Source organism: Bacillus sp. FSL R5-0585, from assembly GCF_038004545.1.
Lineage (GTDB): Bacteria > Bacillota > Bacilli > Bacillales > Bacillaceae_G > Bacillus_A > Bacillus_A cereus.
On the sequence record NZ_JBBORJ010000001.1, the window covers coordinates 4,676,059 to 4,700,497 of the forward strand.

Consider the following 24,439-nt stretch of genomic DNA (forward strand, 5'->3'; position numbering starts at 1 on the left):
CATATGCTGTTAGGTTCTGTACCGCAGCTTGACCGTGTAGCTATCCAACTTGGGCCGTTTCCTGTGTATTGGTACGGGATTATTATCGGTACAGGTGTGCTATTAGGTCTTTGGCTGGCAACTCGCGAGGGAGAAAGGCTAGGTATTCCAAAAGATACATTTGTTGACCTTGTATTAATTGCAGTACCGATCGCTATTCTTTTTGCGAGAATGTACTATGTTATTTTTGAATGGGAATATTACGCACAAAATCCGAGTCAAATTATTAATATTCGTCAAGGTGGTTTGGCGATTCATGGTGGTTTAATCGGGGCTGTTATTACAGGTGTTCTTTTTGCGAAACGACGCGGACTTTCTTTCTGGAAGTTGGCTGATATTGCTGCACCAAGTATTTTACTAGGACAAGCAATTGGCCGATGGGGAAACTTTATGAACCAAGAGGCGCATGGTGATGAAGTAACGAGACAGTTTTTAGAAGGTCTTCATTTACCGGATTTTATTATTAATCAAATGTATATTGAGGGTGTGTACTATCATCCGACGTTTTTATATGAATCATTATGGAATTTTGCAGGCGTAATTTTACTACTTGCATTAAGAAAAGTGAATTTACGTCGCGGGGAATTATTCTTCACATATTTAATTTGGTATTCAGTAGGACGCTTCTTCGTAGAAGGCTTACGTACAGATAGTTTAATGCTAGGACCACTTCGTATTGCACAAGTAATGTCAATTGGACTTGTTGTTATTTCTATTATTTTCATTATTGTGAGACGAAAAATGGGGCAAGCTGATAAAAGATATTTAGAAAATTAGAGACAAGTAGCATCTTATTATAAGATGCTGCTTCTTTCATATTCAGGAAGGCGAAAGGACTAAGGCGATGAGAATAAATACAGTTTTATTTGATTTAGATGGAACTTTAATTAATACAAACGAACTTATTATTTCTTCTTTTTTACATACTTTAAATACATATTATCCAAATCAATATAAGCGTGAAGATGTGTTGCCATTTATCGGTCCATCTTTGCATGATACTTTCAGTAAGATTGATGAAAGTAAGGTTGAAGAGATGATTACAAGTTATCGCGAATTTAACCATGATCATCATGATGAATTAGTAGAAGAATATGAAACTGTATATGAAACAGTTCGAGAGTTGAAGAAGCAAGGTTATAAAGTTGGTATTGTTACAACGAAAGCGAGACAAACCGTTGAGATGGGATTACAGTTGTCAAAGCTTGATGAATTTTTTGATGTTGTCGTGACAATTGATGATGTAGAGCATGTGAAACCACATCCAGAGCCACTTCAAAAAGCGCTTGAATTATTAGATGCAAAACCAGAAGAAGCATTGATGGTTGGGGATAATCATCATGATATTGTCGGTGGTCAAAATGCGGGGACGAAAACAGCTGCGGTTTCATGGACGTTGAAAGGTAGAGCGTATTTAGAGGCTTACAAGCCGGACTTTATGCTAGATAAAATGAGTGATTTGCTACCGATTTTGTCTAATATGAACCGTTCATAAAGGTCCAAGTAAGTTAGTAGAGGAGCGAGCTAAGTGCGACGGACAACGCGCTATCCTGTTTCAGGAGAAAATTCATTATGGAATGTGTATAAAACAGTGTCTTTTTGGAAGGTAATGAAAAACTTTATTATTATCCAAATTGCACGTTACACGCCATTTTTATCTGTGAAGAATTGGTTGTACCGCACTTTTTTACGGATGAAAGTAGGAAAGAAAACATCATTTGCGCTTATGGTAATGCCGGATATTATGTTCCCAGAAAAGATAACTGTGGGAGAGAATTCGATTATTGGCTATAACACAACGCTTTTAGCACATGAATATTTAATTCGTGAATATCGACTTGGGGAAATCGTCATTGGAAATGAAGTGATGATTGGAGCGAATGTAACAATATTACCAGGTGTGAAAATTGGAGACGGTGCGACTGTCTCAGCTGGCACACTTGTTCATAGAGATGTACCGAGCGGTGCTTTCGTAGGTGGAAATCCAATGCGTATTATTTATACGAAAGAGCAAATGACCGCAAGAGAAGGTTCATGGTGAAAATGTAACATTTCTCCTCTTTTTTTATGAATAAAAAGGAAATAATTGAGTATAATATACTGTTTTGTTTTTTACGGAATCGTTTATACTTATAGATAGAAGAATGTGTGAACGAAGAAAACAAAAAACTGGAGGATATATGGGGAAAAATCAAAGGATATATAAGGAGAACGGACAAGTTATCTCTTTTAATCAATTAGCGGACTTCTTTTATAAAAAAGGGATGAGAGCTTACAAAGGACAAAAATTGCAAGATGCAATTAAATATTTTCGAAGAGCGGCACAAAGTGAGAAGGAGCCGTTTATTTTATGTCAATTAGCATCAGTATTATCTGAGGCTGGTGAATATCAAGAATCGAATCAAATCTTCTTAAAGTTAGTTAGATCTAATCCAGAACTTGAACAGTGCTATTATTTTATTGCAAATAATTATGCATATATGGGGTTATTTCAACAGGCGAAGAAATATGCAGATCGTTATTTAGAAGTTGCAAAAGAGAAGGAATTCGTAGAAGATACATTAGAACTTCTTGAGATTATGGAAGAAGAAGCAATGGGTGCGGAAGAGATTGAAGATGAAGATGATTTAATTGTTATGCAGGAAGAAGCGAATCGCTATATTCGTAATGGACAATTGGAAGAAGCAATTGCTACATTAGAAATTGTTACGAAAGATTATCCGGAATTTTGGTCAGGTCATAATAATTTAGCCATTGCACATTTTCAATCTGGTAATGTAGACAAAGCACTGAAGTTAACAGAAATGATTTTAGAGAAAAACCCTGGTAATATACATGCGCTTTGTAATACGCTTATTTTTCTATATTCAATTGGAGAGCATAAACAAGTAGAGGCATTAGCGGGACAGCTAGTTTCGGTATATCCGATTTCATTTGAACATCGTTTGAAACTGGGAACTACACTCGCAACAATTGGTTATTTCGAGCATGCATATAAGTGGTTCAAACTATTAAAGCGTCAAGGATATGAGGGAGACGTTAGTTTTTATTATTGGTTTGCATATTCTGCGTATATGGTGAAAGATCAGCAACTAGCTGAAAAAATGTGGCAATATGTCGTGGAATTACATCCTGATAAAAAGGGAAAAGAACCGTGGAATGCGCTGAATTTAGCAGATGAAGGGCAAAACGTGTTATTTGAAGAATTACGAAAATCATTTCAGCAAAGTGCGACGCTAGAAGAACAAATGCTAGCTTTATATTTAATGAATGAATTGTCAACGCCGGAGAAGGTTGGATTCTTCTTTGATATAACGCAAGCGAAGAATGGTGTTCCCATCGTATCGCAACTTGCAAAGTACTTCTTTTTACTTAATAGTCATAAGAGTATTCCAGCTGATTTACAGCAATTTGAGCAGTGCGCGAGAATTGCGGATGCATTATACAATTATACGAAAAAAGATGATGAATTAATTGAAGAGTGTTTACACTTTTGGTTTTGTACGTTCATACGTTTATATACATCTGGAGACATATTTATAAATGTGTACGGCTGGTCAGCTGCGATTGAATACATTGTACGCGGCGAACAAGGAAATAAAATGACACAGTCGGAGCTTGGAGATGTATATAATGTATCTGTAGCGACTGTCCGAAAATATGTGCAAGCTGTTAAGCGTACGCACACATAAGATAAGCAAATCATTGGGAAAAAAATGATGCTAACAGTATAATGAGGGTAACTTAATTGTGTAGGAATGGATAGGAGTGAATAGTGTGTCAGAAGAAAAAATTTATGATGTCGTTATTATTGGTGCAGGACCAGCTGGTATGACAGCTGCAGTATATACATCTCGTGCAAATTTAAGCACATTAATGCTTGAGCGTGGTATTCCAGGTGGCCAAATGGCAAACACGGAAGATGTAGAAAACTACCCAGGTTATGAGTCTATTTTAGGACCAGATTTATCAAATAAAATGTTTGAGCATGCGAAGAAATTTGGTGCTGAATATGCATACGGTGATGTGAAAGAAGTCATCGATGGTAAAGAATACAAAACAATTATTGCTGGTAAAAAAGAATATAAAGCACGTGCAATTATCGTTGCAAGCGGTGCAGAGTATAAAAAAATTGGTGTACCGGGTGAAACAGAACTTGGCGGCCGCGGTGTATCATATTGTGCAGTATGTGACGGAGCATTCTTTAAAGGAAAAGAGCTTATCGTAATTGGTGGCGGAGATTCTGCTGTTGAAGAGGGTGTGTTCTTAACACGCTTCGCATCAAAAGTAACGATCGTTCACCGTCGTGACACGCTTCGTGCACAGAAAATTTTACAAGACCGTGCTTTCCAAAACGAAAAAGTAGATTTCATTTGGAATCACACTATAAAAGAAATCAACGAAGCAAGTGGTAAAGTAGGAAGTGTAACACTTGTGGACGTAAATAATGGAGAAGAGAAAGAAGTCAAAACTGACGGCGTATTCGTATACATCGGTATGTTACCTTTATCAAAACCATTTGTTGAACTAGGTATTACAAATGAAAATGGTTACCTTGAAACGAACGAGCGTATGGAAACGAAAATCCCTGGTATTTTCGCAGCTGGTGATGTTCGTGAAAAAATGCTTCGTCAAATTGTAACTGCAACAGGTGACGGTAGTATTGCAGCGCAAAGTGCACAACATTACGTAGAAGAATTATTAGAGGAATTAAAAACTGTATCAGAAAAATAAGGGATAATATACCTTGTGAGAAGAAAGCTACCGACAGGAGCTTTCTTCTTTTTTTATGTGAAAATGTCAAAGTTTTGTCAAAAAATATAAGGATTATAAGCTTTCTTATTGATATACTGGACTTTACGGAAAAAATCACTATAAGAAATGAGGAATTTATTCAGTATGGAATGGCGTAATATATATCGTGGATTTTGTATGGGCGTTAGTGATTTAATTCCTGGTGTGAGCGGCGGTACAATCGCTGTTGTGTTAGGGATTTATGAACAATTGCTTGCGGCAATTAGTGGATTCTTTAGTCGTGAATGGAAAAAACATTTAGGATTTTTAATTCCCCTTGCAGCTGGTGTGGCAGCGGCATTTTTAACGTTAAGTCACGTTATTAAATATTTACTTGCAAATCATTATGAACCGACTCAATTTTTCTTCCTCGGTTTAATTATTAGTATATTACCGATGTTAATGAGGGAAGCTGATGCAAAGTCGTCGTTTAAAGGTAAGCACATCGTTTTATTAATAGTTGCAGCAATTCTTGTTGCGATTACAGCTTTCTTTAAACCAGATAAGGCAGCAGATCCGATTACGACGTTAACAATTTTAAATGCAATTGGTTTATTTTTCGCAGGATGGATGGCTAGTATGGCCATGCTGCTTCCTGGGATTAGTGGATCGTTTATTTTATTAATTATTGGTGTGTATCCAACAGCAATTAACGCTTTAACTACACTTAATTTACCTTTAATCGTGGTTATCGGTGCTGGTGTTATGGTCGGATTTGTTGTAAGTAGTAAAGGCATTAGTTTTTTATTAGATCGTTATAAAAGTATGACATTTGCGGCAATTATTGGACTTGTAATCGGTTCGATTGTAATTGTATTCCCTGGGATTCCGACTGGCGGATTTTCAATTATAAGTTCAATCATTACCTTTATTTTAGGATTTGTGATTGTTACTTATTTCGGTAAGAAATAAGGGCTTTAATCCCCTTGGCGATAAAAATCGTTAAGGGGATTTTTCATGCTATTCATTCAAAGTATAAGCATTTACATTGCTTGTTATAGAAAGCTTTTTTAAAATTGCTGAGTAGCATATGCTTAGCGAAAGAGGACTGGCTCCTTCGTTGTAGCAAACTGTTTTTGATAGTATAATGAAAGAAGTATGCAGTGAGGAATTTTACTGCAAGTAGCTGAGGTGAAGAAACATGCAAAGAGTGACAAACTGTGTGTTAATTAGAGATAATGAAGTACTCTTACTCCAAAAACCTCGCCGAAATTGGTGGGTTGCACCAGGCGGGAAAATGGAGCGTGGTGAGACTGTAAGAGATTCCGTTGTTCGCGAGTATCGTGAAGAAACAGGTATTTATTTGAAAAACCCAGCGTTAAAGGGGGTCTTCACCTTTGTCATCCAAGAAGGTGATAAAGTTGTTTCTGAATGGATGATGTTCTCCTTTTTAGCGACAGATTTTGCAGGAGAAAACAAACTAGAGAGCGAAGAAGGCATCATTGGTTGGCATACATTTGATAAAATTGATGATTTAGCAATGGCGCCAGGAGATTATCACATTATTGATTATTTAATTAAAGGAAATGGCATAATCTACGGTACATTTGTATATACCCCAGATTTTGAGTTGCTTTCATATCGATTAGATCCGAGTTAAACCGTCAAGGAGAGGATACAATGACAGAGAATAATGATATAAAAATGGTAATTATTACAGGGATGTCTGGAGCTGGAAAAACAGTAGCTTTACAAAGTTTTGAAGATTTAGGATATTTTTGTGTGGATAATTTACCACCGATGTTATTGCCAAAGTTTATTGAGCTTATGGCGGATTCAAAAGGGAAAATGAATAAAGTGGCACTTGGTATTGATTTACGTGGCCGCGAGTTTTTTGAACATTTATGGGGAGCACTTGATGATTTATCAGAACGTACATGGATTATTCCTCATATTTTATTTTTAGATGCGAAAGATAGTACGCTTGTAACTCGTTATAAAGAAACGAGACGTTCGCATCCACTTGCACCAACTGGTTTGCCGTTAAAGGGAATCGAAGCAGAGCGTAATTTATTAACAGATATGAAGGCACGAGCGAATATTGTGCTTGATACATCGGATTTAAAACCGAAAGAATTACGTGAAAAAATTGTTCACTTGTTCTCAACAGAAACTGAGCAAGCATTTCGTGTAAATGTTATGTCATTTGGATTTAAGTACGGTATTCCAATTGATGCAGATTTAGTATTTGATGTTCGTTTTTTACCAAATCCATATTACATTCCACATATGAAGCCATTAACAGGACTAGATGAAGAAGTTTCTTCGTATGTACTGAAATTTAATGAGACACATAAGTTTTTAGAGAAGTTGACGGATCTGATTACTTTCATGCTGCCTCATTATAAAAGAGAAGGCAAAAGTCAACTTGTAATTGCAATTGGATGTACAGGTGGACAGCATCGTTCTGTTACGCTTACAGAATACCTTGGGAAACATTTGAAACCAGAGTATAGTGTTCATGTATCTCATCGTGATGTGGAGAAGAGAAAGGGCCATTAAGGGATGAAAAAAGAGAGAAAGCCTAAAATTGTCATCATGGGAGGCGGAACTGGACTCTCTGTTTTATTAAGAGGATTAAAGCAATATCCTGTTGATATTACAGCAGTTGTTACAATTGCTGATGATGGTGGCAGTTCGGGTAGATTACGTGATGAGCTAGAAATTCCACCTCCAGGTGACATCCGTAACGTACTTGTTGCGTTATCGGATGTAGAGCCACTGGTGGAAGCTTTATTTCAGCACCGTTTCACAACAGGAGACGGACTGAAAGGTCATGCGTTAGGAAATCTATTGTTGGCAGGTATGACCTCGATTACAGGAGACTTTTTCCATGCAATTACAGAAACAAGTAAGGTATTAAATGTCAGAGGACGTGTATTACCAGCAGCGAATCAAAGTGCGGTACTTCATGCGGAACTTGAAGATGGGGAAATTGTAACAGGTGAATCAAAGATTCCTTATTACGGAAAGAAGATTAATCGTGTCTTTTTAACTCCAGAAGATGTAGAGCCATTGCATGAAACATTGGCTGAAATTAAACGAGCTGATTTACTTGTTTTCGGTCCTGGAAGTTTGTATACGAGTATATTGCCCAATTTAGTTGTTAACAAAATTGGAGACGCTGTTCTTGCTGCAAAGGCGAAGAAGGTATATGTATGTAACGTTATGACACAAGCGGGTGAAACGATGGGATATACTGCTTTTGATCATGTGCAGGCGTTACACGATCATTTAGGGCAACCATTTATCAATACTGCAATTGTAAATAACCGTGAGATTCCTTGTGAATTACGCAAGTCATATGAGGAAGAAATGTCTACACCAGTTGTAGTGGATGAAGAACGTTTTGTTGAAAATAATATTGATGTTATCCAAGAGGGATTAGCGAAGTATGATGATCATGTTGTAAGGCATGATACGTTAAAGTTAGCGTCCATTTTATATTCATTGTTATAAATATGCGTTGCCTCGTTTGAGGTAGCGCTCCTCATTCATATAGGACAAGAATTTTGTTCCATAATAATCGTATAAGGAGGTGTTGACTGTGTCATTTGCATCAGAAACAAAGAAAGAGTTGACGAATCTTGAGATGAAGGAATGCTGTGAGAAAGCAGAATTATCAGCGTTACTTCGAATGAACGGGTCGCTTTCTTTTTCAAACCGTCGTCTATCTATCGATATTCAAACGGAAAATGCGGCAATTGCAAGAAGGATTTATACGCTTTTGAAAAAAGGATATGACGTGACGGTAGAATTGCTTGTCCGTAAAAAAATGCGCTTGAAGAAAAATAATGTATATATTGTGCGGCTTGTTGAGAAGTCTCGCGAAATATTAGCTGATCTTCATATCGTTCGAGATGACTTTTCATTTATTCGAAATATATCACAAGAATTGATTGAGAAGAAATGTTGTAAACGATCGTACTTACGTGGCGCATTTTTAGCAGGTGGTTCAGTAAATAACCCAGAAACATCATCTTATCATTTAGAAATCTTTTCGTTATATAAGGAACATAATGATGCTATATGTGAACTGATGAACGGATTTGATTTAAATAGTAAGACGTTGGAAAGAAGAAAAGGGTACATTACGTATTTGAAAGAAGCAGAAAAAATTACAGAGTTTTTAAATATTATAGGTGCTCATAATGCACTTTTAAGATTTGAAGATATTCGAATCGTACGTGATATGCGTAATTCTGTAAATCGTTTAGTGAACTGCGAAACAGCTAATTTAAATAAAACAATTGGTGCAGCACTAAGACAGATTGAAAATATTCGTTATATTGATGAGACAGTTGGTCTTGATATTTTGCCGGATAAATTACAAGAGATTGCACAATTACGAAGAGATTATCAAGATGTAACATTGAAAGAGTTAGGTGAGATGGTATCCGGGGGGAAGATTAGTAAGTCGGGTATTAATCATCGTTTGCGTAAAATCGATGAAATCGCAGAGAAATTACGCGCGGGGGAAACGTTAGTAAAAAAATAAGAGGTTAAAGGGGAAATGGAGCTGTGGTTCAAAAACGAGTTCAGGTTTCATTAAAAAACGGTTTACAAGCACGTCCGGCTGCGTTGTTTGTACAAGAGGCAAATCGCTTTCATGCAGATATCTTCATCGAGAAAGATGGAAAGACAGTAAATGCAAAGAGCATAATGGGGATTATGAGCTTAGCAATTGGAACTGGAAGCATGATAACAATTACAACAGAAGGTTCAGATGCAGAAGAGGCTTTAGAAGCATTAGCTGCATATGTACAATAAGAAGCTATCGCGTATATGCGATAGCTTTTTGTTTTTGCGGTTTACTTAAAGGGAGTTTTCGGGATAGGGGGTATGTAGGTGGTTTGTCCTTGTCGTAGATTGTCGGTAAATCGATATGTTGTGTCGAACCGTTGATATATTAAAAAAATCGTTGATATAATTTAAGTTTTGTTCGATATAATTGAAAAATCGTTGATATATTTAGGTGAATACCAGGGTGGGTATCCGGACGGAGATGCATGATAATAAAAAAGCGCCCTGTAATAGGGTGCTTTTTTATGTATCTAGCTCCATCGGCTAGCTCTTCGTGTCTAAGAACCTTCCGCATAAGAAGGCAAAAAGCGCCTTTTATGCGAAAGAACCTTAGCCAGTCAGAGCTGAACGAGCCGCTTCCGCTTTTAGTTATTAACGATTTGTAAAGATCTTATCGATTAAACCGTATTCTAAAGCTTTTTCTGCTGTCATGAAGTTGTCGCGGTCTGTGTCGCGTTGTAGTACTTCAAGTGGTTGACCAGTGCGGTCAGCAAGAATTTGGTTTAGTTTTTCACGTAAGAATAGGATACGTTTTGCAGCGATTTCGATTTCAGTCGCTTGACCTTGTGCTCCACCAAGTGGTTGGTGAATCATTACTTCACTGTTTGGAAGTGCATAACGTTTTCCTTTTTCACCTGCTGCAAGTAAGAATGCACCCATAGATGCAGCCATACCGATACAGATTGTTGATACTTGTGGTTTAATAAACTGCATTGTATCATAGATTGCCATACCCGCTGTGATAGAACCACCAGGGCTGTTGATGTAGATGTGAATATCTTTTTCTGGATCTTGAGATTCCAAGAATAAAAGCTGGGAAACGATTGAGTTAGCTACGTTGTCATCAATTGCACTACCAAGCATAATGATGCGGTCTTTTAATAGTCGAGAGTAAATATCGTAAGCGCGTTCTCCACGATTTGTTTGTTCAATTACTGTAGGAATTAAATTCATCTGTTATTTCCTCCTTATAAAGCTTTCTTAGTCTTATAATACAATTATGGTCAATAAAGGTCAAACGAAACCACTTTAAATCAAAAAAATATGTAGTTGTACCATGAAATATTCGCTATGTTTTCGAAATTCCCTGCTTATGTATCTTCAACATCATAACCGAATTACATAAATTTAAACGTTACGAAAACTGGAGAAAAAAGAAAAGAACGCCTTTTAACTGAAGCGTTCTTTCGATAATTAGTCTTTTAAAAGATAGGTTACTTTATTTAAAATCTTTTCGATTTGTTTCGCGTTTTTACTATACATTTCGCTTGCTGACTTCGACTTTGTTTCTAGGGAAAATAGTTCAAGATCAGCATGACATTTTTTTAAAGATGCTAATAATAAAGGTTTGTTTTGAGGAGAAGGCATTTGGAGTTTGTCATTGTAAATGTCGATAGTAAGTTGTCCGTATGAATCCACTTGACCGAGGAAGACATTTTCAATAACAACACCGATTTTTTCTAATTCTGAATGTAGCCAAGCACGGTTATGTCCGCTTGCTGAAAGAGGTTCATCTAGTACATTTCCATCCATAATAACAGTTTGTGGTTCTTTTTCATTTGGCACTTTTAAACCGAGATCTTTTGCTGTAAGTGGCTGAGAATCTTTCTTTAATAATACATTTAATTCTCCACTCGGTTCTAAGACAGCAAATTCGACTTCAGCTATACTGAATGCACCATTTCCTCTAAGAAGTTCAAGTAACTCATCACTTGTATATTTCTCTTTCTTTAAATTATCCTCAAGTACTTTGCCATCTTTTATTAACACTGTAGACTTCCCTTCAAAAAAATCTCTAGCCGTTTTGTTTTTTAGGGAGAGAATTCCGACAAAGAAGGGTACTGAGGCGAAAATAAGTATGGCAAAGACACCGTGGAAAAACTTTTGATCAAGCCCTGTAGCTATTTGAGCGGCAATATCGCCAATTGTCATTCCTGCTATGTATTCAAAAAAGGAAAGCTGAGAGATTTGCCTTTTTCCTAAGCACTTTGTAATAGTGAATAAAATGATTAATATGAATACAGAGCGAAGGATAACAAGTGTCCATTCCGGCAGGTGAGACATAGTCATTTCCTCCAGTCTACTTAAAACCCTTTATATTGAGGTTCTTCACGTTCTAATAATGAAACCCTATCCTGTAAATCAGCGATGATGCTGTCCATTTCTAACATACATTCATGAAATACGCGTTTTGCTTCATCGTCTGTAGAGTTTAGCGAAAGGGAACTTAAGCTTGCTTGAGCTCCCCTTACACTAGCGAGGCAAGTTTTTACGCTAGCAATAACAGTCATATAAACACCTCTTATCCTTTCGGTTTGAATAACAATGCTCCAATGAAGCCGAAAATAATAGCTGCTGATACACCGGCGCTCGTTACTTTAAACATGCCGGTAATAACGCCAACGATGCCATGTTTTGCAGCTTCTTCCATTGCGCCATGAACGAGGGCATTACCGAAGCTTGTAATAGGTACGGTTGCCCCAGCTCCAGCGAAATCAATTAATGGTTCATACAAATTGAATCCATCTAATATAGCTCCGGCAACGACGAGTGTTGCCATTGTATGAGCGGGTGTTAGTTTGCCGACATCAAACATAAGTTGGCCGATTACACATATAAGTCCGCCAATGACGAAAGCCCAGAAAAAAATCATTGCGTTGCACCTCCAAATTCAATCGAAACGGCGTGAGCGATACACGGAATTGTTTCTTCTTGTTGGAATGTAAGTGGAGATAGTAAAGCGCCTGTCGCAACGACAAGTATTTTTTTGAACTCTCCTCTTTTCATTCGGTTTAATAAATGACCGTACACGACCGTTGCAGAACATCCTGGTCCGCTAGCACCAGCGATAACAGGTTGCCCTTCTCTATAAATGAGTAACCCGCAATCTTGAAACTGTTCGCTCGTTACTTTCGTTCCGTGTTTATGTAGTAAGTCATAAGCAATTTCGCGACCGACATGTCCGAGGTCACCCGTTACGATTAAATCGTAGTAAGAGGCATCAATTTGACGTTCGCGTAAGTGGGCTTCAATTGTATCAACGGCAGCTGGAGCCATTGCACCTCCCATATTAAACGGATCTGTTAATCCCATATCAACCACTCGGCCGATTGTTGCAGAGGTTACTCTTGGACCGTGTCCAGTATCGCTTAAAATAGCGGCTCCTGCTCCGGTTACTGTCCACTGTGCAGTAGGCGGCTTTTGTCCACCGTATTCGGTAGGGTAGCGGAACTGTTTTTCTACAGCTGTATTATGGCTTGAAGCTCCAGTTAATAAATATTTTGCACCTTTTGCATTTACGATACTTGCCCCAAGTGCTAAACCTTCCATAGAAGTAGAGCAAGCCCCGAATAATCCGAGATAAGGAGTCCCAAGTGTGCGGCAAGCAAAGCTTGTTGGAGTAATTTGATTAATTAAATCTCCTGCGAGTACGAATTGAATATCATCTTTACGAAGTTCTGCTTTTTCAGTAGCGCGACTACAAGCTTCTTCGAATAAAATCTTATGTGCTTTTTCATAGGAATCTTGTCCGAGCCATAAATCTTCATGAAGGATATCGAAGTCTTCTGGGATGTTCCCCTTTGCTTCAAATGGTCCACCGACAACCCCTGTTGAGATAATGACTGGTTTGTTTTCAAATACCCACGTTCGATGTCCTTGTAACATTTATAGCCCTCCCCATTGAACGAGAATAGTTTTAATAAGTGCGATGACGAAAGCGGAAAATACACCAAATAAAATAACAGAACCAGCTAGTTTAAACATATTGCCGCCAACGCCAAGGACAAATCCTTCCGTTCGATGCTCAATACATGCGGCAATAACAGAGTTACCAAATCCAGTAACAGGTACAGCTGTACCAGCACCGGCAAACTGTCCAAAACGATCGTATATACCAAATCCAGTTAGTAACATGGAGATGAAAATGAGAGTTGCGACTGTTGGATTGCCTGCTGAGCGTTCAGTGAAATCAAAATATGTGATGTAAAAAGTAGAAATGAGTTGTCCGATGAAGCAAATAAAACCACCGACGAAAAAGGCTTTTATACAATTTTTTAAGACAGGTCGTTTCGGTTCGCGTTCTTGTTCGAATTTTTTATACTCCTGTTGTACAGGGGTTAAGTTTTTATCTTTACTAGACATTGCAATCCTTCCTTTTCTTTTAAAAAGCGTTAAGTGTTAGACTCCATTTTTTTACCAATGAATTTTAATTGTTTATTAATTTCATCTTTAGATACTTCTTTTTCCTTAATTTTTTTTTCGAGTTTTTCGAGTAACATAAAGATTTTTTTATCTGTACTGACACGAACATCGAAAGTAGGATGCTCATCACTTAGCTGCTTTTGAAGCTTTTTACGAAGAGGTTTTAATCCAAACCTTTCGTGATGCTCCGGTGTAACTGCTATGTAGAGATCTAAATTTGAATTCACTGCTGTGCTTTTTATAATTTCATCCATAGCGAGAGCTCTTTTCTTCGCTCCTTGTGATATAGATTGATTAAAGGATTCCGTACTCGTCTTTGTTAACTTTGGACCTTTTTCTTTCTCCGTTCGTTTTGCTTCTTCTTTCACTTTTTTATCTAAAGGACTATTATCACATCCGGTAAAAGAGCTAAATAGAAGTGCAAATAATGCGGTTATGAGGCCGAGTTTTCGCATAATTATCATTCCATTTCTATTGCAATATGTAATGTGATAGAAAAAGGATGACTGCATATCATCCTTTTTCTATTTCACAGCAAGATTGATTCGTTATTGCTGTGAGTATTGTGGTTCTTCTTGTTGGACTTCTTCAACACGTGGGTTTAAAGAATCGATAATCGTTTGTGTTTGCTGCGCAGCTGTTTGGAAAAGTTGCTTAGCTTGTTGGTTATCCGTATCAAGAGCGAATCCCTCTAAGCTAGCTTGGGCACTTTTTAATCCAGAAACAGTCTGCTTTAATTTTGTAATTACAGTCATTGAATGAAGCCCCCTTTGGAATATCAATTCAAAGATTATAATTTGTGAGTTGGGGAGAATTTATGATTGGAAAATTTAGGGGTGGAATAGATTTTATATGCTTTTAGCTAAGGTGCATAAGGTATTATGGGGATATTTTTATTGATTTAGATGGATTTTATTGCTATTATTATGAGAAGAAAATGAAGTGTTTTCTATAATCATGCGCCCATAGCTCAGTCGGATAGAGCGGTGGTTTCCGGTACCACGTCTGCCGGGGGTTCGAATCCCTCTGGGCGCGTCAAAAAGTCCTAACTTACGTTTTGTAGGTTAGGACTTTTTTATTTATCTCATTATTTGAGGGTTAAACAAAACAAACTGATGGAAGTCTCATTTTATATGTGTACTTTCAAAATGCCTTGTCTCATTGCTTCTGTTAAAGCTTCGGAGCGTGATCCTACTTTTAATTTTTTGAAGATTTTTGTTAGGTTGTATTCTACAGCTCTTGAACTCATGTACAGTTCATCAGCAATTTGTTTATTGCTACTTCCTTTAGAGACGGATTCTAAGATTTCTAATTCTTTTTGTGTAAGAAGAGCGGTTTTATTTTCAAGTTGTTGAGTCGTTATATCGTCTGTACGTAGTTGACGTAATAACGAAATAGGAAGTAAAGTATATCCGTTTACAGCTGCACGAATTGCCATTAATAGCTCTTGCTGAGAAGCTGATTTACTAATAATTCCGCTGATACCAGAGTTTATTAATAAATTGAATTGGGATACGTATTCAAAACCTGTATATAAAATGATTTTCGCATCTGTTTGAATATGTAATATTTTCTGGGCGAGTTCAATACCACTACAATTGGGCATATTCATATCCAAGAGGTATACGTCAAAAGGTGTAGCATCACTTTTTATAAGTGCTTCCTGTTCATTTAAAATATATTCTGCTTGCATATCTTCTTCTAATTCAATCATGCTCTTTGTTCCTTCGCCTACAATTTGATGATCATCTACAATTAATACTCGAATCATTATTTACCACCTCGGAACTGTAATGTTTATTTGAAGTCCTTTTTTAGCTTCGGATACTATATGTATTTCTCCACCAATTGATTGAAGCCTTCCTTTTATACCGGAAAGCCCCATATGCTGCTTAGGAGAGTAGGGAGTGTCTATATTAAAACCTTTGCCGTTGTCTCGGTAGTCTAGGAAAATACAGTTATTCTCTTCCCATAAAAAAATCGATACGATGGTTGCCTCGGAATGTTTATCTGCGTTTGTTAGTAGTTCTTGAATGATACGATATAAAGATAAAATTTTGTCAAAATCGTAATGATGCTCTTGAATTGATTCATGATCAAATTGAATTTGAAACTGCACACGTAATTGTGTTTGGGCTAGCAATTCTCTTAATGCACCAATTAAACCAGCATCTGATAAAAGTGATGGACGCAATTCATTACATGTGTCGCGAATTTGTTGTATTACATCGTGCATACCGAAGTGGATTTTTTTTATTTCATTTTTTAATTCTAGTGGAACGGATTTGTTTTTTAGTAAAGAGTCTAGTTTGCGGTACCATACAATTTGATCTTGTAATGCAGAGTCGTGTAAATCTGAAGCAAGTCGGCGCCTTTCTTGTTCAGAAATTTGAAAGAGTAGGCGTGATAAGCTTGCAGAATTTGTTTTGGATTCTAAACTCTCCTGCTCTAGAGAATGAATAATTTCATTAATGGTATACAAGTTTTCGTAAATAAGACGGACGTATGTCGTGACAGTGATGAACCATGATTTTTCATGCGTATTATATTTAATATTATTCACTTTTCTTCCAATCCAGATGTAGTGTTTTATATGTTTAGTAGAGTATAAGTAAATACCGATGCATCCATCATCCTCTAATAAATCATTAATTAGTAATGCTGCCATACTCCATTTTTTCTTTTTAGAAAGTGTGAAATCTTTCGTTTGTCCATATCCGTTGCATTGTGTATATGTGTTGTCTTTCATATCATATTGAACAAATTGAACAAAAGAAGGTTTCAACATCGAAACGATTTCATTAGTGAATTTTTTCTCTAACTCTTCTGTTTTCATAATAGATGATAGCTGTGCGGTAAACTGTTCAATGTTTACGTATAAGTTTGTTTTAGTCCGAAAGAGGTGATTACGGAATGTAAAATCTAATCTTTCTTTTAATATGAGAAATAGAATGTTTAACGGGAAAATAATAATAAAACTTTGCAGCAGTCGAGAGAGAAAATTGTCTTTGTAATAAATGCTCCAGCTCGTAATGATTGCAATTAATAGAGTTGGGATTAGTGACAGAAATGCGTAATATCGTAAACGATCAAATACAAAATCTATATCAAAAATCTGCTTAGTCGCTACTAAATAAAAATAACCGATTGGAAGAGCGATTAGGAACATAGCTCCAATATCTGCTGAGAGAATCGGTGTACTGAATATTGCATCTGGAAGAGCATAGAGTGTAACGAACGGAAAGAAGGCAATGGAATGGATCGTGAGCATTAATTTTAAAAATGGTTTATGTACTGTATTGTGATATTTGATATAGGCACGGATTAAAAAGTATATGCAAAAGATAATATTTATTGAAAGATAAATTAGTTCTAATCCATCGGTATTAACTACGGGAAATGGAATGAACATCATTAAAATAGAGAGTGATAGTAAAATGATGCCAATTGCAATGTCGATTTTTAGAAATCTCATAGAAATGACGTATAGTTGTTTTTTCTTGAATAATTCATTCAATAATAAAATGAGAGACATAGGTGTACCTTGAAATACAATACTTAAAATAATGAGGGCGATAAAATCACCTTTACCAGATTCAACTGCAATTAGAAGACTTGAGGAAGTCATGAATAGAAACGTGATCAAAAAGAATGTTTCTCGGTTCAAAGGCTTCTTGGTATAAAGAAAAATAGATAACCCTAAACAAATAAAAGCGAGTAGGAAGGGGAAGTATACAGAAATGATTTTGTCACGACAATCAATGAAATGTTCTGTTCCTTTATAAGTTTGAGTGATATCGTCTTTTTTAACTTGTATTTCAGATGCATTTAGTGATTGGTTTTGATATCCAGGAAGTATTCCTAAATGAGGTTTCTCTTTATTAATTGAATAGATTATATCTCCTTCTTTTAAGTCTGTATGAAAAGCCCAACCGGAGGATTTAATTTTTGCTATTGTGTATGTAGCTGAGTCTGTTTTAGAAATAAGAACGCCGCTATATGGTTGGTTTATTTTATATAAGATATAGCCTTGTAAACAAAAATACAGGATAGTTACACATGAAATGAAAACGAAGTTACGTTGTATCTGCAACGGTTTGGACACCTCTCTTTGTAGGTACATCATTTAATTTCTGAATATTTTTATAATAACATTTAAGAAGTTTTCATACAATCAACTTCATCTGTTGAAATTGCGGTGAACCACATAAGAGTGTTTCGCTTTTTTTACGGTAAATACAGTACGGATTGCGGGCAATAGCATCAGAAAGAAGTCTATGATAAAGATACAACTTAACAAGTCAATGAAGGAGGAAATAGTTATGAAAAAGTTTTTGTTGATGGTAGGCGGGATTGTATTAGGAATGGCGGTTATTTATTTCGTAAAAAGCTAAAAGGAGCTGTTATGGATGGCATTTGAAATTCAAGGATTAAATAAAACATTTGGTGAATATAAAGCCGTTAATGATTTAAATATACGTGTAGAAGAAGGTGGGATTTTAGGGATGCTGGGCCGAAATGGTGCTGGTAAGACGACAACGATTCGTATGATCTTAGATTTAATCAAACCGGATAGCGGCCAAATTCTATGGAATAATCGCCCTTTTTCAAAGAAAGACCTATCTATTGGCTATTTACCAGAAGAGCGTGGATTATACCCGAAAATGAATGTAGTGGAGCAATTGGTGTATTTCGGCAAGTTAGAAGGAATGCCAGCTAATCTTGCAAAAAGGCATGCGTTACAATGGCTAGAAAAATTAGAAATGACACCACATTTAAAGAAGAAAACAGAGGAATTGTCAAAGGGAAATCAACAAAAAATCCAATTGATTTCAGCAATATTGCATAATCCGGAATTCATCATACTAGATGAACCATTTAGTGGATTGGATCCTGTAAATGCAGAGATGTTAAAAAATGTTGTGCTTGAGTTAATTGCGCAAAGAAAAACGATTATTTTTTGTAGTCATCAAATGGACAGTGTAGAAACGTTCTGTGAGGAAATTTGTATTATGAAAAACGGTCAACTTGTATTATCGGGTGCTTTGTCAGATATTAAGAAAAGTTATCAATATAAATATATGACGTTGCAAACGGAAGGGGATATTGAACCTATTCTTAAGGAGAAGAATTTCAATTTTGAAAAAGTTAATCGTACGTTCATGATTAAAGTTAATGATGGAGAGGATGCATTTTCGCTGCTTGAAGATATTAAAACTAAACAATATATCCGAGATGTTTCTATTAAAGAACCTTCTTTACATCAAATCTTTGTTGAAAAGGCGGGTGCATAAGTAATGAGGAATTTCTGGATTGTTTTAGGGCAAACGTACTGGGACCGTGTGAGAACGAAAATATTTATTGGGATGACATTGTTATTAATAGGAGGAGGGATATTCTTATTCTCTTTTCCAACTTTAGTACAAAAGTTTTCTGGGGAGAAAGAAAAAGCAAAGGTTGTATTTATTTCTGAAGCACCCAATGTTACGGTGGATCAATCTAATCTTAGTAAAGCTCTGCCAGAATGGGATTGGTCTTTAGGAGATAAAACAAAATTAAATCAATATAAGCAAGAATTGTTAGATAAGAAAGTCGAAGCGCTCTTTATATTAAAAGAGGGTGCGGGTGCTGAACCAGTATTAGATTACTTTATGAAGCTAGATAATCCTAAGTTGATTCAAAGTGCACAGGTATTTGTACAAAATCAGTATTTTCAAAGTGCGGTAGTTAAGCAGCAGTTATCAGAAGAGGCTGTGAAATCACTGACGATGAACGTGCAAGCGACAAAACAAAACTTAAATAATGAAGAAACAAGTTCATTTTTACTAGTATATTTATTAGTAGCGATTATGTACTTAGCAATCACTTCATATGGAAATGCTATCGCGACAGCAGTTGCATCAGAGAAAGCCTCACGTGTTATGGAAGTGATGGTCACAAAAGTATCTCCTGTCCATATGGTTTTCGGGAAAATTTTAGGAGTCGGTCTTGCTAGTTTGACACAGTTATTTATCTTCTTCTTTAGTATGGCGCTATATATTAAATCTGGAATTTTTAAAGTATCGGATTCGTTTTTTGGAGTGAATATTGATGTAAATATGATTACAGGTGAGCACGCTGCATATTTCTTGTTATATTTTGTTCTCGGTTACTTCGTTTATGCGGCACTTTTCGCAGTGTTTGGTTCTATGGTAAGCAGGCCAGAAGAATTATCTGGAACAACGATGCCAATTACTCTTATATTGATGGGGAGCTTAGTGGTGGAGTTATTAGTAGTGCTTGATAACTCTGAAGGGCTAGTATCAAGGGTGACATCATATGTACCGTTTACAGCTCCAATTAGTATGATAGTTAGGATTATTAATGGGTCTGTGAGTGGTATGGAAATTGCAGCGTCTATATTGGTTCTGTTAAGTAGTATTAGCCTGATTTCTTTATTTGCTGCGAAAGTATATCCAAAGGGTATTTTGCGAAGCGGTAAGAGCTTGAAGTTATTTCAGCTTTTGAAAAATAGTTGATTAGTGGAAGAGAAGATGGGATCTTCTCTTTTTTTATTGCCCATTTTAATATCTTGTATTAATATTTACTATTAGTACTTAGTGTTAAAAATAAACGTTATTATTTTCTTTCAATATTATTCAAATTTCGGTTGTAAGTTGTAAATCTCATTAATACATATAAATTAATAATATTTTGGAATGGGTGTCTGTGATAGCATTCTCCTTTTACCAAACTTATTGTACAATAGAAACAAGGGGGAGATTAGTTTGAAGGCAAGTCTTTTACAAGAACAAAGCTTACGTTTGGCAATGACACAAGAGTTAAGGCAAGCGATTACAATGCTCCAGTATAATGTACAAGAATTATCGGAGTTTTTGTATGAGCAATCGTTAGAGAATCCCCTTATTGAGTTAGGTGGTTTTGAGAGGGAGAAGAAAAAGAGCTCTAACAACAGTAAAAGTACCAGCAAACAAGTCGAGAATCAGATGGAGATCTACAGTGTGGATTCTACAACGATTCAGCAACATTTATTAAATCAAATACAGTATTATAAAATAGAGGAAGAAGAGCGAAAAGTAGCTTCTTTCATTATTATGAACATGGATGGAAATGGATATTTACAAGAAACGAATGAAGAGTTAGCAGAGCTCCTTTCTGCACATATTCATGTAGTCGACCGTTCTGTAGAGCTTGTCCAATCACTGGAGCCAGCAGGGGTAGGGGCGCGTAATATTCAGGAATGTTTAACTTTGCAATTGAAGCGCTTACAAAGACGTAATGGATTAGCAGAAGAGGTTGTAGAAGATCATTTCGCTTATTTCGTGAAGAAAGATTGGCGAAAGCTCGTTCAAGTGTTGAAGTGTAGTAATGAGGAATTGCAGAGTGCGGTAAATTGTATAACGTCATTACAACCAAAACCAGGTCTTGCGTTTTCTTCAGATAAACCACTTTACATTGTACCTGATATGGCGGTGAAAAAAGATGGCGATCGCCTCGTCTTACAAATGAACGAGAGAAATATGCCGAGAATTGAAATTCATTCTGAATATAGTGCGCTTCTTAATAATAGTGAAAGTGAAGTAGCATCTTACGTATCAGAAAAGTATCAGCATGTGCAGTGGATTATGCGCAGTTTGAAGCAGAGAAAACAGACGCTGCTGCAAGTAATGACTATTATTATGGAAAAACAACGTGATTTCTTCTGGAAAGGTCCAGAGTATTTAAGACCTCTCGCTTTAAAAGAGGTAGCGGAAGAGTTAAGTGTGCATGAATCGACAATTAGTCGTGCGACGCGAAATAAATATGTGCAAACACCACACGGTTTATTTGAGATGAAATCGTTCTTTAGCAATGCCGTTTCGACGACTGAAGATGAAGCAGTTTCTACAAAACGTGTAAAACAATTTATTCAAACGCTAATTGGGGCAGAGGATAAGAAAAAGCCACTTTCAGATCAAAAGATTTCAAAATTATTAGAAGAAGAGCATGAAATTGTTATTTCTCGAAGAACAGTGGCGAAGTATAGAGAACAAATGCATATCCCAGCTTCGTCATTACGAAAAACGATCGGATAGGTGAAGAAGATGAAAGTTGTACTGTATACTAAAAAAGATTGTGGCCTTTGCGTGAAGGCGAAACAAGTTTTAAAGGAAGTACAATGTGAATATTCTTTTCAAATCGAGGAAATAGATATATATGAAGATAATGACCTTTTAGAAAAATATCACTTAATGATTCCGGTTGTAGAAATGGACGGAAAACAAGTAGAATATGGTAACATTCACAAAGGTGTCATAATAAACTATATAAAGAATGCAGTTAAGAGTTGAATAAGTTTCTATCTCCTGTTACAATAATACACGTAGCAGGGATTATTTTTTTAACCTATGTGGGACACAAAATGTCACTACGGGACGTAAAGTGACCACAAGGGAAAATGAACCGATGTAGTGAGGAGAAAAGATATGCGCTCATGGATTCAGAATACAAAAAAATTATTACCTGATCTGCTACCTGTTATGCAAACGAGAATGCAAATTCTTCAATATATTAGGCTCATGCAGCCGATTGGAAGAAGAAACTTATCAGCAAGTCTCGGTATGACAGAACGAGTATTGCGAAGTGAAGTTCAAGTTTTGAAAGAACAAAACTTAGTTCACGTCGCTTCTTCTGGAATGACTTTGACAGAAGAAGGAACAGCTTTAGTTCTTGCTTTGGAAGACTTTATGAAAGAAATTTCCGGGTTAAAGGTTTTAGAAAAGCAACTTAAGGAAACATTAGACTTGGATGAAGTTTTCGTTGTCCCTGGTGATAGTGATGAATCACCTTGGGTCAAACTGGAGATGGGCCGTGCTTGTGTGACTTGTATAAAAGACCGTCTGACAGCGAATAATATCGTTGCTGTGGCTGGAGGAACTACGCTAGCTGCTGCTGCGGACATGATGCAACTTGATTGCAAAGATTTACATATGCTATTTGTCCCAGCACGTGGTGGAATTGGAGAAGGCGTCGAGTTAGAAGCCAATACCATTTGTGCCAAGATGGCGCAAAATACGATGAGTAATTATCGCTTATTGTATGTTCCAGATCATGTTAGCAGCGAAGCATATGCGTCTATTGTGACAGAGCCTTCCGTGAAAGAAGTTCTTGAGTTGATTCGATCTTCCAATATCGTCATTCATGGAATAGGTGATGCGTTAACAATGGCACGTCGCAGAAGTACTTCAGAAGCAGATTGGTTAAAGATTCAGGCAAGCGAAGCAGTTGGCGAAGCTTTCGGTTACTACTTTAATGAAGAAGGAAATGTTGTTCATAAAGTACGAACAGTTGGTATGCAACTAGAGGATTTACAAAATGTATCTCACGTTGTTGCAGTCGCTGGAGGTTCTTCAAAGGCAAAAGCAATACAGGCTGTAATTAAACAAGGGCACACTTCAATTCTAATTACAGATGAAGGTGCAGCAAAACAGTTAACAAAGGGTTTTACCCTTTAATATAATCCCCCAAGGAGGAAATTCAAATGACTAAAATTGGTATTAATGGATTTGGACGTATCGGACGTAACGTATTCCGCGCAGCTCTTAACAACTCTGAGGTAGAAGTAGTAGCAATCAATGACTTAACAGATGCTAAAACATTAGCTCACCTTTTAAAATATGACACAGTTCACGGAACTTTAAATGCAGAAGTATCTGCTAACGAAAACAGCATCGTTGTTAACGGTAAAGAAATTAAAGTTATCGCTGAGCGTGACCCAGCTCAATTACCATGGAGCGACTACGGAGTAGAAGTAGTAGTAGAATCTACTGGCCGTTTCACTAAAAAATCAGACGCTGAGAAACACTTAGGTGGATCAGTTAAGAAAGTTATCATCTCAGCTCCAGCTTCTGACGAAGATATCACTGTAGTTATGGGTGTTAACCACGAACAATACGATGCAGCTAACCACAACGTAGTATCTAACGCTTCTTGTACTACAAACTGTCTAGCTCCATTCGCTAAAGTATTAAACGAAAAATTCGGCGTAAAACGCGGAATGATGACAACAATTCACTCTTACACTAACGACCAACAAATCTTAGACTTACCACACAAAGATTTACGTCGTGCTCGTGCAGCAGCTGAAAACATGATCCCAACATCTACTGGTGCAGCTAAAGCTGTAGCATTAGTATTACCAGAACTTAAAGGTAAATTAAACGGTGGCGCTGTACGTGTTCCAACTGCTAACGTTTCTCTAGTTGACCTAGTTGTTGAACTTGACAAAGAAGTAACAGTTGAAGAAGTAAATGCAGCATTCAAAGCAGCAGCTGAAGGCGAATTAAAAGGTATCCTTGGATACAGCGAAGAGCCATTAGTATCTATCGACTATAACGGATGTACAGCTTCTTCTACAATCGATGCATTATCTACAATGGTAATGGAAGGTAACATGGTTAAAGTACTTTCTTGGTACGATAACGAAACTGGTTACTCTAACCGCGTAGTAGACCTAGCAGCTTACATGACTTCAAAAGGTCTTTAATTCTTAATTATATAAGTTATCAATGACAAAACGAGGGAGAGGGTTTGTTCCCTCTCTCTCTTCTTTCGTTTTAAA

The 24,439-nt window shown here is 36.7% G+C and carries 27 protein-coding genes and 1 tRNA gene; 18 read left to right on the forward strand and 10 right to left on the reverse strand.

Annotated features, from left to right (window positions below):
* The first annotated feature begins 3 nt into the window (after nt 1-3).
* The 11 genes from lgt (at nt 4) to MKY38_RS24060 (ending at nt 9,603) form a co-directional block, all read left to right on the forward strand.
* On the forward strand, nt 4-816 hold the full coding sequence (gene lgt, locus MKY38_RS24010; RefSeq protein WP_065224393.1) for a prolipoprotein diacylglyceryl transferase: 813 nt from the start codon (nt 4-6) through the stop codon (nt 814-816).
* A gap of 67 nt (nt 817-883) precedes the next feature.
* Nucleotides 884-1,534, forward strand: coding sequence for a pyrophosphatase PpaX (gene ppaX, locus MKY38_RS24015; protein WP_001222403.1), 651 nt, complete (start codon nt 884-886; stop codon nt 1,532-1,534).
* Nucleotides 1,535-1,567: 33 nt separating this feature from the next.
* Complete coding sequence (locus tag MKY38_RS24020) at nt 1,568-2,080, forward strand: acyltransferase (RefSeq protein WP_001255070.1); 513 nt, start codon at nt 1,568-1,570, stop codon at nt 2,078-2,080.
* Between the two features lie 139 nt (nt 2,081-2,219).
* Nucleotides 2,220-3,731, forward strand: a complete 1,512-nt coding sequence (locus MKY38_RS24025) for a tetratricopeptide repeat protein (RefSeq protein WP_065224392.1) — start codon at nt 2,220-2,222, stop codon at nt 3,729-3,731.
* A gap of 85 nt (nt 3,732-3,816) precedes the next feature.
* Nucleotides 3,817-4,773 carry a thioredoxin-disulfide reductase gene (trxB, locus tag MKY38_RS24030; RefSeq protein ID WP_065224391.1) on the forward strand — a complete coding sequence of 319 codons (957 nt, stop codon included), beginning with the start codon at nt 3,817-3,819 and terminating at the stop codon, nt 4,771-4,773.
* A 165-nt stretch (nt 4,774-4,938) separates the two neighbouring features.
* Complete coding sequence (locus MKY38_RS24035; RefSeq protein ID WP_078385269.1) at nt 4,939-5,745, forward strand: DUF368 domain-containing protein; 807 nt, start codon at nt 4,939-4,941, stop codon at nt 5,743-5,745.
* 229 nt (nt 5,746-5,974) lie between these two features.
* Complete coding sequence (locus MKY38_RS24040; protein WP_001190080.1) at nt 5,975-6,433, forward strand: NUDIX hydrolase; 459 nt, start codon at nt 5,975-5,977, stop codon at nt 6,431-6,433.
* 20 nt (nt 6,434-6,453) lie between these two features.
* Nucleotides 6,454-7,335, forward strand: coding sequence for an RNase adapter RapZ (gene rapZ / locus MKY38_RS24045; protein WP_000138459.1), 882 nt, complete (start codon nt 6,454-6,456; stop codon nt 7,333-7,335).
* Nucleotides 7,336-7,338: 3 nt separating this feature from the next.
* Entirely contained in the window at nt 7,339-8,292 is a 954-nt protein-coding gene (locus MKY38_RS24050) for a gluconeogenesis factor YvcK family protein (protein ID WP_000712188.1), read from the forward strand.
* Between the two features lie 88 nt (nt 8,293-8,380).
* A complete protein-coding gene (gene whiA, locus MKY38_RS24055; RefSeq protein WP_000006558.1) occupies nt 8,381-9,331 on the forward strand; it encodes a DNA-binding protein WhiA in 951 nt (316 codons plus the stop codon).
* 23 nt (nt 9,332-9,354) lie between these two features.
* Nucleotides 9,355-9,603, forward strand: coding sequence for an HPr family phosphocarrier protein (locus MKY38_RS24060; RefSeq protein WP_000250307.1), 249 nt, complete (start codon nt 9,355-9,357; stop codon nt 9,601-9,603).
* A 405-nt stretch (nt 9,604-10,008) separates the two neighbouring features.
* Here MKY38_RS24060 and clpP read toward each other — a convergent pair whose 3' ends face one another.
* The 8 genes from clpP to MKY38_RS24100 all read right to left on the reverse strand — a co-directional run bounded on the left by clpP (nt 10,009) and on the right by MKY38_RS24100 (nt 14,594).
* On the reverse strand, nt 10,009-10,590 hold the full coding sequence (clpP, locus tag MKY38_RS24065) for an ATP-dependent Clp endopeptidase proteolytic subunit ClpP (RefSeq protein ID WP_001049162.1): 582 nt from the start codon (nt 10,588-10,590) through the stop codon (nt 10,009-10,011).
* Nucleotides 10,591-10,830: 240 nt separating this feature from the next.
* Nucleotides 10,831-11,700 (reverse strand): DUF421 domain-containing protein, encoded by an 870-nt coding sequence (locus MKY38_RS24070; protein ID WP_000018930.1) that lies wholly within the window; start codon nt 11,698-11,700, stop codon nt 10,831-10,833.
* A 20-nt stretch (nt 11,701-11,720) separates the two neighbouring features.
* On the reverse strand, nt 11,721-11,927 hold the full coding sequence (locus MKY38_RS24075) for a DUF1657 domain-containing protein (protein WP_000215913.1): 207 nt from the start codon (nt 11,925-11,927) through the stop codon (nt 11,721-11,723).
* Between the two features lie 11 nt (nt 11,928-11,938).
* Nucleotides 11,939-12,289 carry a stage V sporulation protein AE gene (spoVAE, locus tag MKY38_RS24080; protein ID WP_000575919.1) on the reverse strand — a complete coding sequence of 117 codons (351 nt, stop codon included), beginning with the start codon at nt 12,287-12,289 and terminating at the stop codon, nt 11,939-11,941.
* Complete coding sequence (spoVAD, locus tag MKY38_RS24085) at nt 12,286-13,302, reverse strand: stage V sporulation protein AD (RefSeq protein WP_029440962.1); 1,017 nt, start codon at nt 13,300-13,302, stop codon at nt 12,286-12,288. Before spoVAD ends, spoVAE begins: the two co-directional genes overlap by 4 nt.
* Nucleotides 13,303-13,779: a stage V sporulation protein AC gene (gene spoVAC / locus MKY38_RS24090; protein WP_000095399.1), complete on the reverse strand. Its 477-nt coding sequence runs from the start codon at nt 13,777-13,779 to the stop codon at nt 13,303-13,305.
* 29 nt (nt 13,780-13,808) lie between these two features.
* Entirely contained in the window at nt 13,809-14,294 is a 486-nt protein-coding gene (locus MKY38_RS24095) for a YhcN/YlaJ family sporulation lipoprotein (protein WP_065224387.1), read from the reverse strand.
* 93 nt (nt 14,295-14,387) lie between these two features.
* Nucleotides 14,388-14,594 carry a DUF1657 domain-containing protein gene (locus MKY38_RS24100; protein ID WP_000216166.1) on the reverse strand — a complete coding sequence of 69 codons (207 nt, stop codon included), beginning with the start codon at nt 14,592-14,594 and terminating at the stop codon, nt 14,388-14,390.
* A 204-nt stretch (nt 14,595-14,798) separates the two neighbouring features.
* Here MKY38_RS24100 and MKY38_RS24105 point away from each other — a divergent pair.
* Nucleotides 14,799-14,874 (forward strand) — tRNA-Arg (locus MKY38_RS24105).
* 94 nt (nt 14,875-14,968) lie between these two features.
* Here MKY38_RS24105 and MKY38_RS24110 read toward each other — a convergent pair.
* Both MKY38_RS24110 and MKY38_RS24115 read right to left on the reverse strand, forming a co-directional pair.
* On the reverse strand, nt 14,969-15,610 hold the full coding sequence (locus MKY38_RS24110) for a response regulator (protein ID WP_000621765.1): 642 nt from the start codon (nt 15,608-15,610) through the stop codon (nt 14,969-14,971).
* 3 nt (nt 15,611-15,613) lie between these two features.
* Nucleotides 15,614-17,932, reverse strand: coding sequence for a sensor histidine kinase (locus tag MKY38_RS24115; protein ID WP_341049942.1), 2,319 nt, complete (start codon nt 17,930-17,932; stop codon nt 15,614-15,616).
* A gap of 316 nt (nt 17,933-18,248) precedes the next feature.
* On the opposite strand from MKY38_RS24115, the gene MKY38_RS24120 reads away from it, so the two are divergent.
* The 6 genes from MKY38_RS24120 (at nt 18,249) to gap (ending at nt 24,364) form a co-directional block, all read left to right on the forward strand.
* Nucleotides 18,249-19,133 carry an ABC transporter ATP-binding protein gene (locus MKY38_RS24120; RefSeq protein ID WP_000863491.1) on the forward strand — a complete coding sequence of 295 codons (885 nt, stop codon included), beginning with the start codon at nt 18,249-18,251 and terminating at the stop codon, nt 19,131-19,133.
* 3 nt (nt 19,134-19,136) lie between these two features.
* Nucleotides 19,137-20,357, forward strand: a complete 1,221-nt coding sequence (locus tag MKY38_RS24125) for an ABC transporter permease (protein WP_341049945.1) — start codon at nt 19,137-19,139, stop codon at nt 20,355-20,357.
* Nucleotides 20,358-20,606: 249 nt separating this feature from the next.
* Nucleotides 20,607-21,914 (forward strand): RNA polymerase factor sigma-54, encoded by a 1,308-nt coding sequence (gene rpoN / locus MKY38_RS24130; protein ID WP_341049948.1) that lies wholly within the window; start codon nt 20,607-20,609, stop codon nt 21,912-21,914.
* 9 nt (nt 21,915-21,923) lie between these two features.
* Complete coding sequence (locus MKY38_RS24135) at nt 21,924-22,169, forward strand: glutaredoxin family protein (RefSeq protein ID WP_000869726.1); 246 nt, start codon at nt 21,924-21,926, stop codon at nt 22,167-22,169.
* A 135-nt stretch (nt 22,170-22,304) separates the two neighbouring features.
* Complete coding sequence (cggR, locus tag MKY38_RS24140; protein WP_001258185.1) at nt 22,305-23,333, forward strand: gapA transcriptional regulator CggR; 1,029 nt, start codon at nt 22,305-22,307, stop codon at nt 23,331-23,333.
* A 26-nt stretch (nt 23,334-23,359) separates the two neighbouring features.
* Entirely contained in the window at nt 23,360-24,364 is a 1,005-nt protein-coding gene (gene gap, locus MKY38_RS24145; protein WP_000161236.1) for a type I glyceraldehyde-3-phosphate dehydrogenase, read from the forward strand.
* The last annotated feature ends 75 nt before the right edge of the window (nt 24,365-24,439 follow it).

Coding starts and splice junctions, on each gene's coding strand:
- MKY38_RS24125 (WP_341049945.1), top strand. CDS start 19,137: ATGAGGAATTTCTGGATTGTTTTAGGGCAAACGTACTGGGACCGTGTG.
- spoVAC (WP_000095399.1), bottom strand. CDS start 13,779: ATGTCTAGTAAAGATAAAAACTTAACCCCTGTACAACAGGAGTATAAA.
- MKY38_RS24135 (WP_000869726.1), top strand. CDS start 21,924: ATGAAAGTTGTACTGTATACTAAAAAAGATTGTGGCCTTTGCGTGAAG.
- MKY38_RS24110 (WP_000621765.1), bottom strand. CDS start 15,610: ATGATTCGAGTATTAATTGTAGATGATCATCAAATTGTAGGCGAAGGA.
- MKY38_RS24040 (WP_001190080.1), top strand. CDS start 5,975: ATGCAAAGAGTGACAAACTGTGTGTTAATTAGAGATAATGAAGTACTC.
- MKY38_RS24075 (WP_000215913.1), bottom strand. CDS start 11,927: ATGACTGTTATTGCTAGCGTAAAAACTTGCCTCGCTAGTGTAAGGGGA.
- MKY38_RS24035 (WP_078385269.1), top strand. CDS start 4,939: ATGGAATGGCGTAATATATATCGTGGATTTTGTATGGGCGTTAGTGAT.
- gap (WP_000161236.1), top strand. CDS start 23,360: ATGACTAAAATTGGTATTAATGGATTTGGACGTATCGGACGTAACGTA.
- MKY38_RS24025 (WP_065224392.1), top strand. CDS start 2,220: ATGGGGAAAAATCAAAGGATATATAAGGAGAACGGACAAGTTATCTCT.
- spoVAE (WP_000575919.1), bottom strand. CDS start 12,289: ATGATTTTTTTCTGGGCTTTCGTCATTGGCGGACTTATATGTGTAATC.
- clpP (WP_001049162.1), bottom strand. CDS start 10,590: ATGAATTTAATTCCTACAGTAATTGAACAAACAAATCGTGGAGAACGC.
- cggR (WP_001258185.1), top strand. CDS start 22,305: ATGCGCTCATGGATTCAGAATACAAAAAAATTATTACCTGATCTGCTA.
- MKY38_RS24070 (WP_000018930.1), bottom strand. CDS start 11,700: ATGTCTCACCTGCCGGAATGGACACTTGTTATCCTTCGCTCTGTATTC.
- MKY38_RS24050 (WP_000712188.1), top strand. CDS start 7,339: ATGAAAAAAGAGAGAAAGCCTAAAATTGTCATCATGGGAGGCGGAACT.
- MKY38_RS24100 (WP_000216166.1), bottom strand. CDS start 14,594: ATGACTGTAATTACAAAATTAAAGCAGACTGTTTCTGGATTAAAAAGT.
- rapZ (WP_000138459.1), top strand. CDS start 6,454: ATGACAGAGAATAATGATATAAAAATGGTAATTATTACAGGGATGTCT.
- lgt (WP_065224393.1), top strand. CDS start 4: ATGCTGTTAGGTTCTGTACCGCAGCTTGACCGTGTAGCTATCCAACTT.
- MKY38_RS24095 (WP_065224387.1), bottom strand. CDS start 14,294: ATGCGAAAACTCGGCCTCATAACCGCATTATTTGCACTTCTATTTAGC.
- MKY38_RS24120 (WP_000863491.1), top strand. CDS start 18,249: ATGGCATTTGAAATTCAAGGATTAAATAAAACATTTGGTGAATATAAA.
- spoVAD (WP_029440962.1), bottom strand. CDS start 13,302: ATGTTACAAGGACATCGAACGTGGGTATTTGAAAACAAACCAGTCATT.
- ppaX (WP_001222403.1), top strand. CDS start 884: ATGAGAATAAATACAGTTTTATTTGATTTAGATGGAACTTTAATTAAT.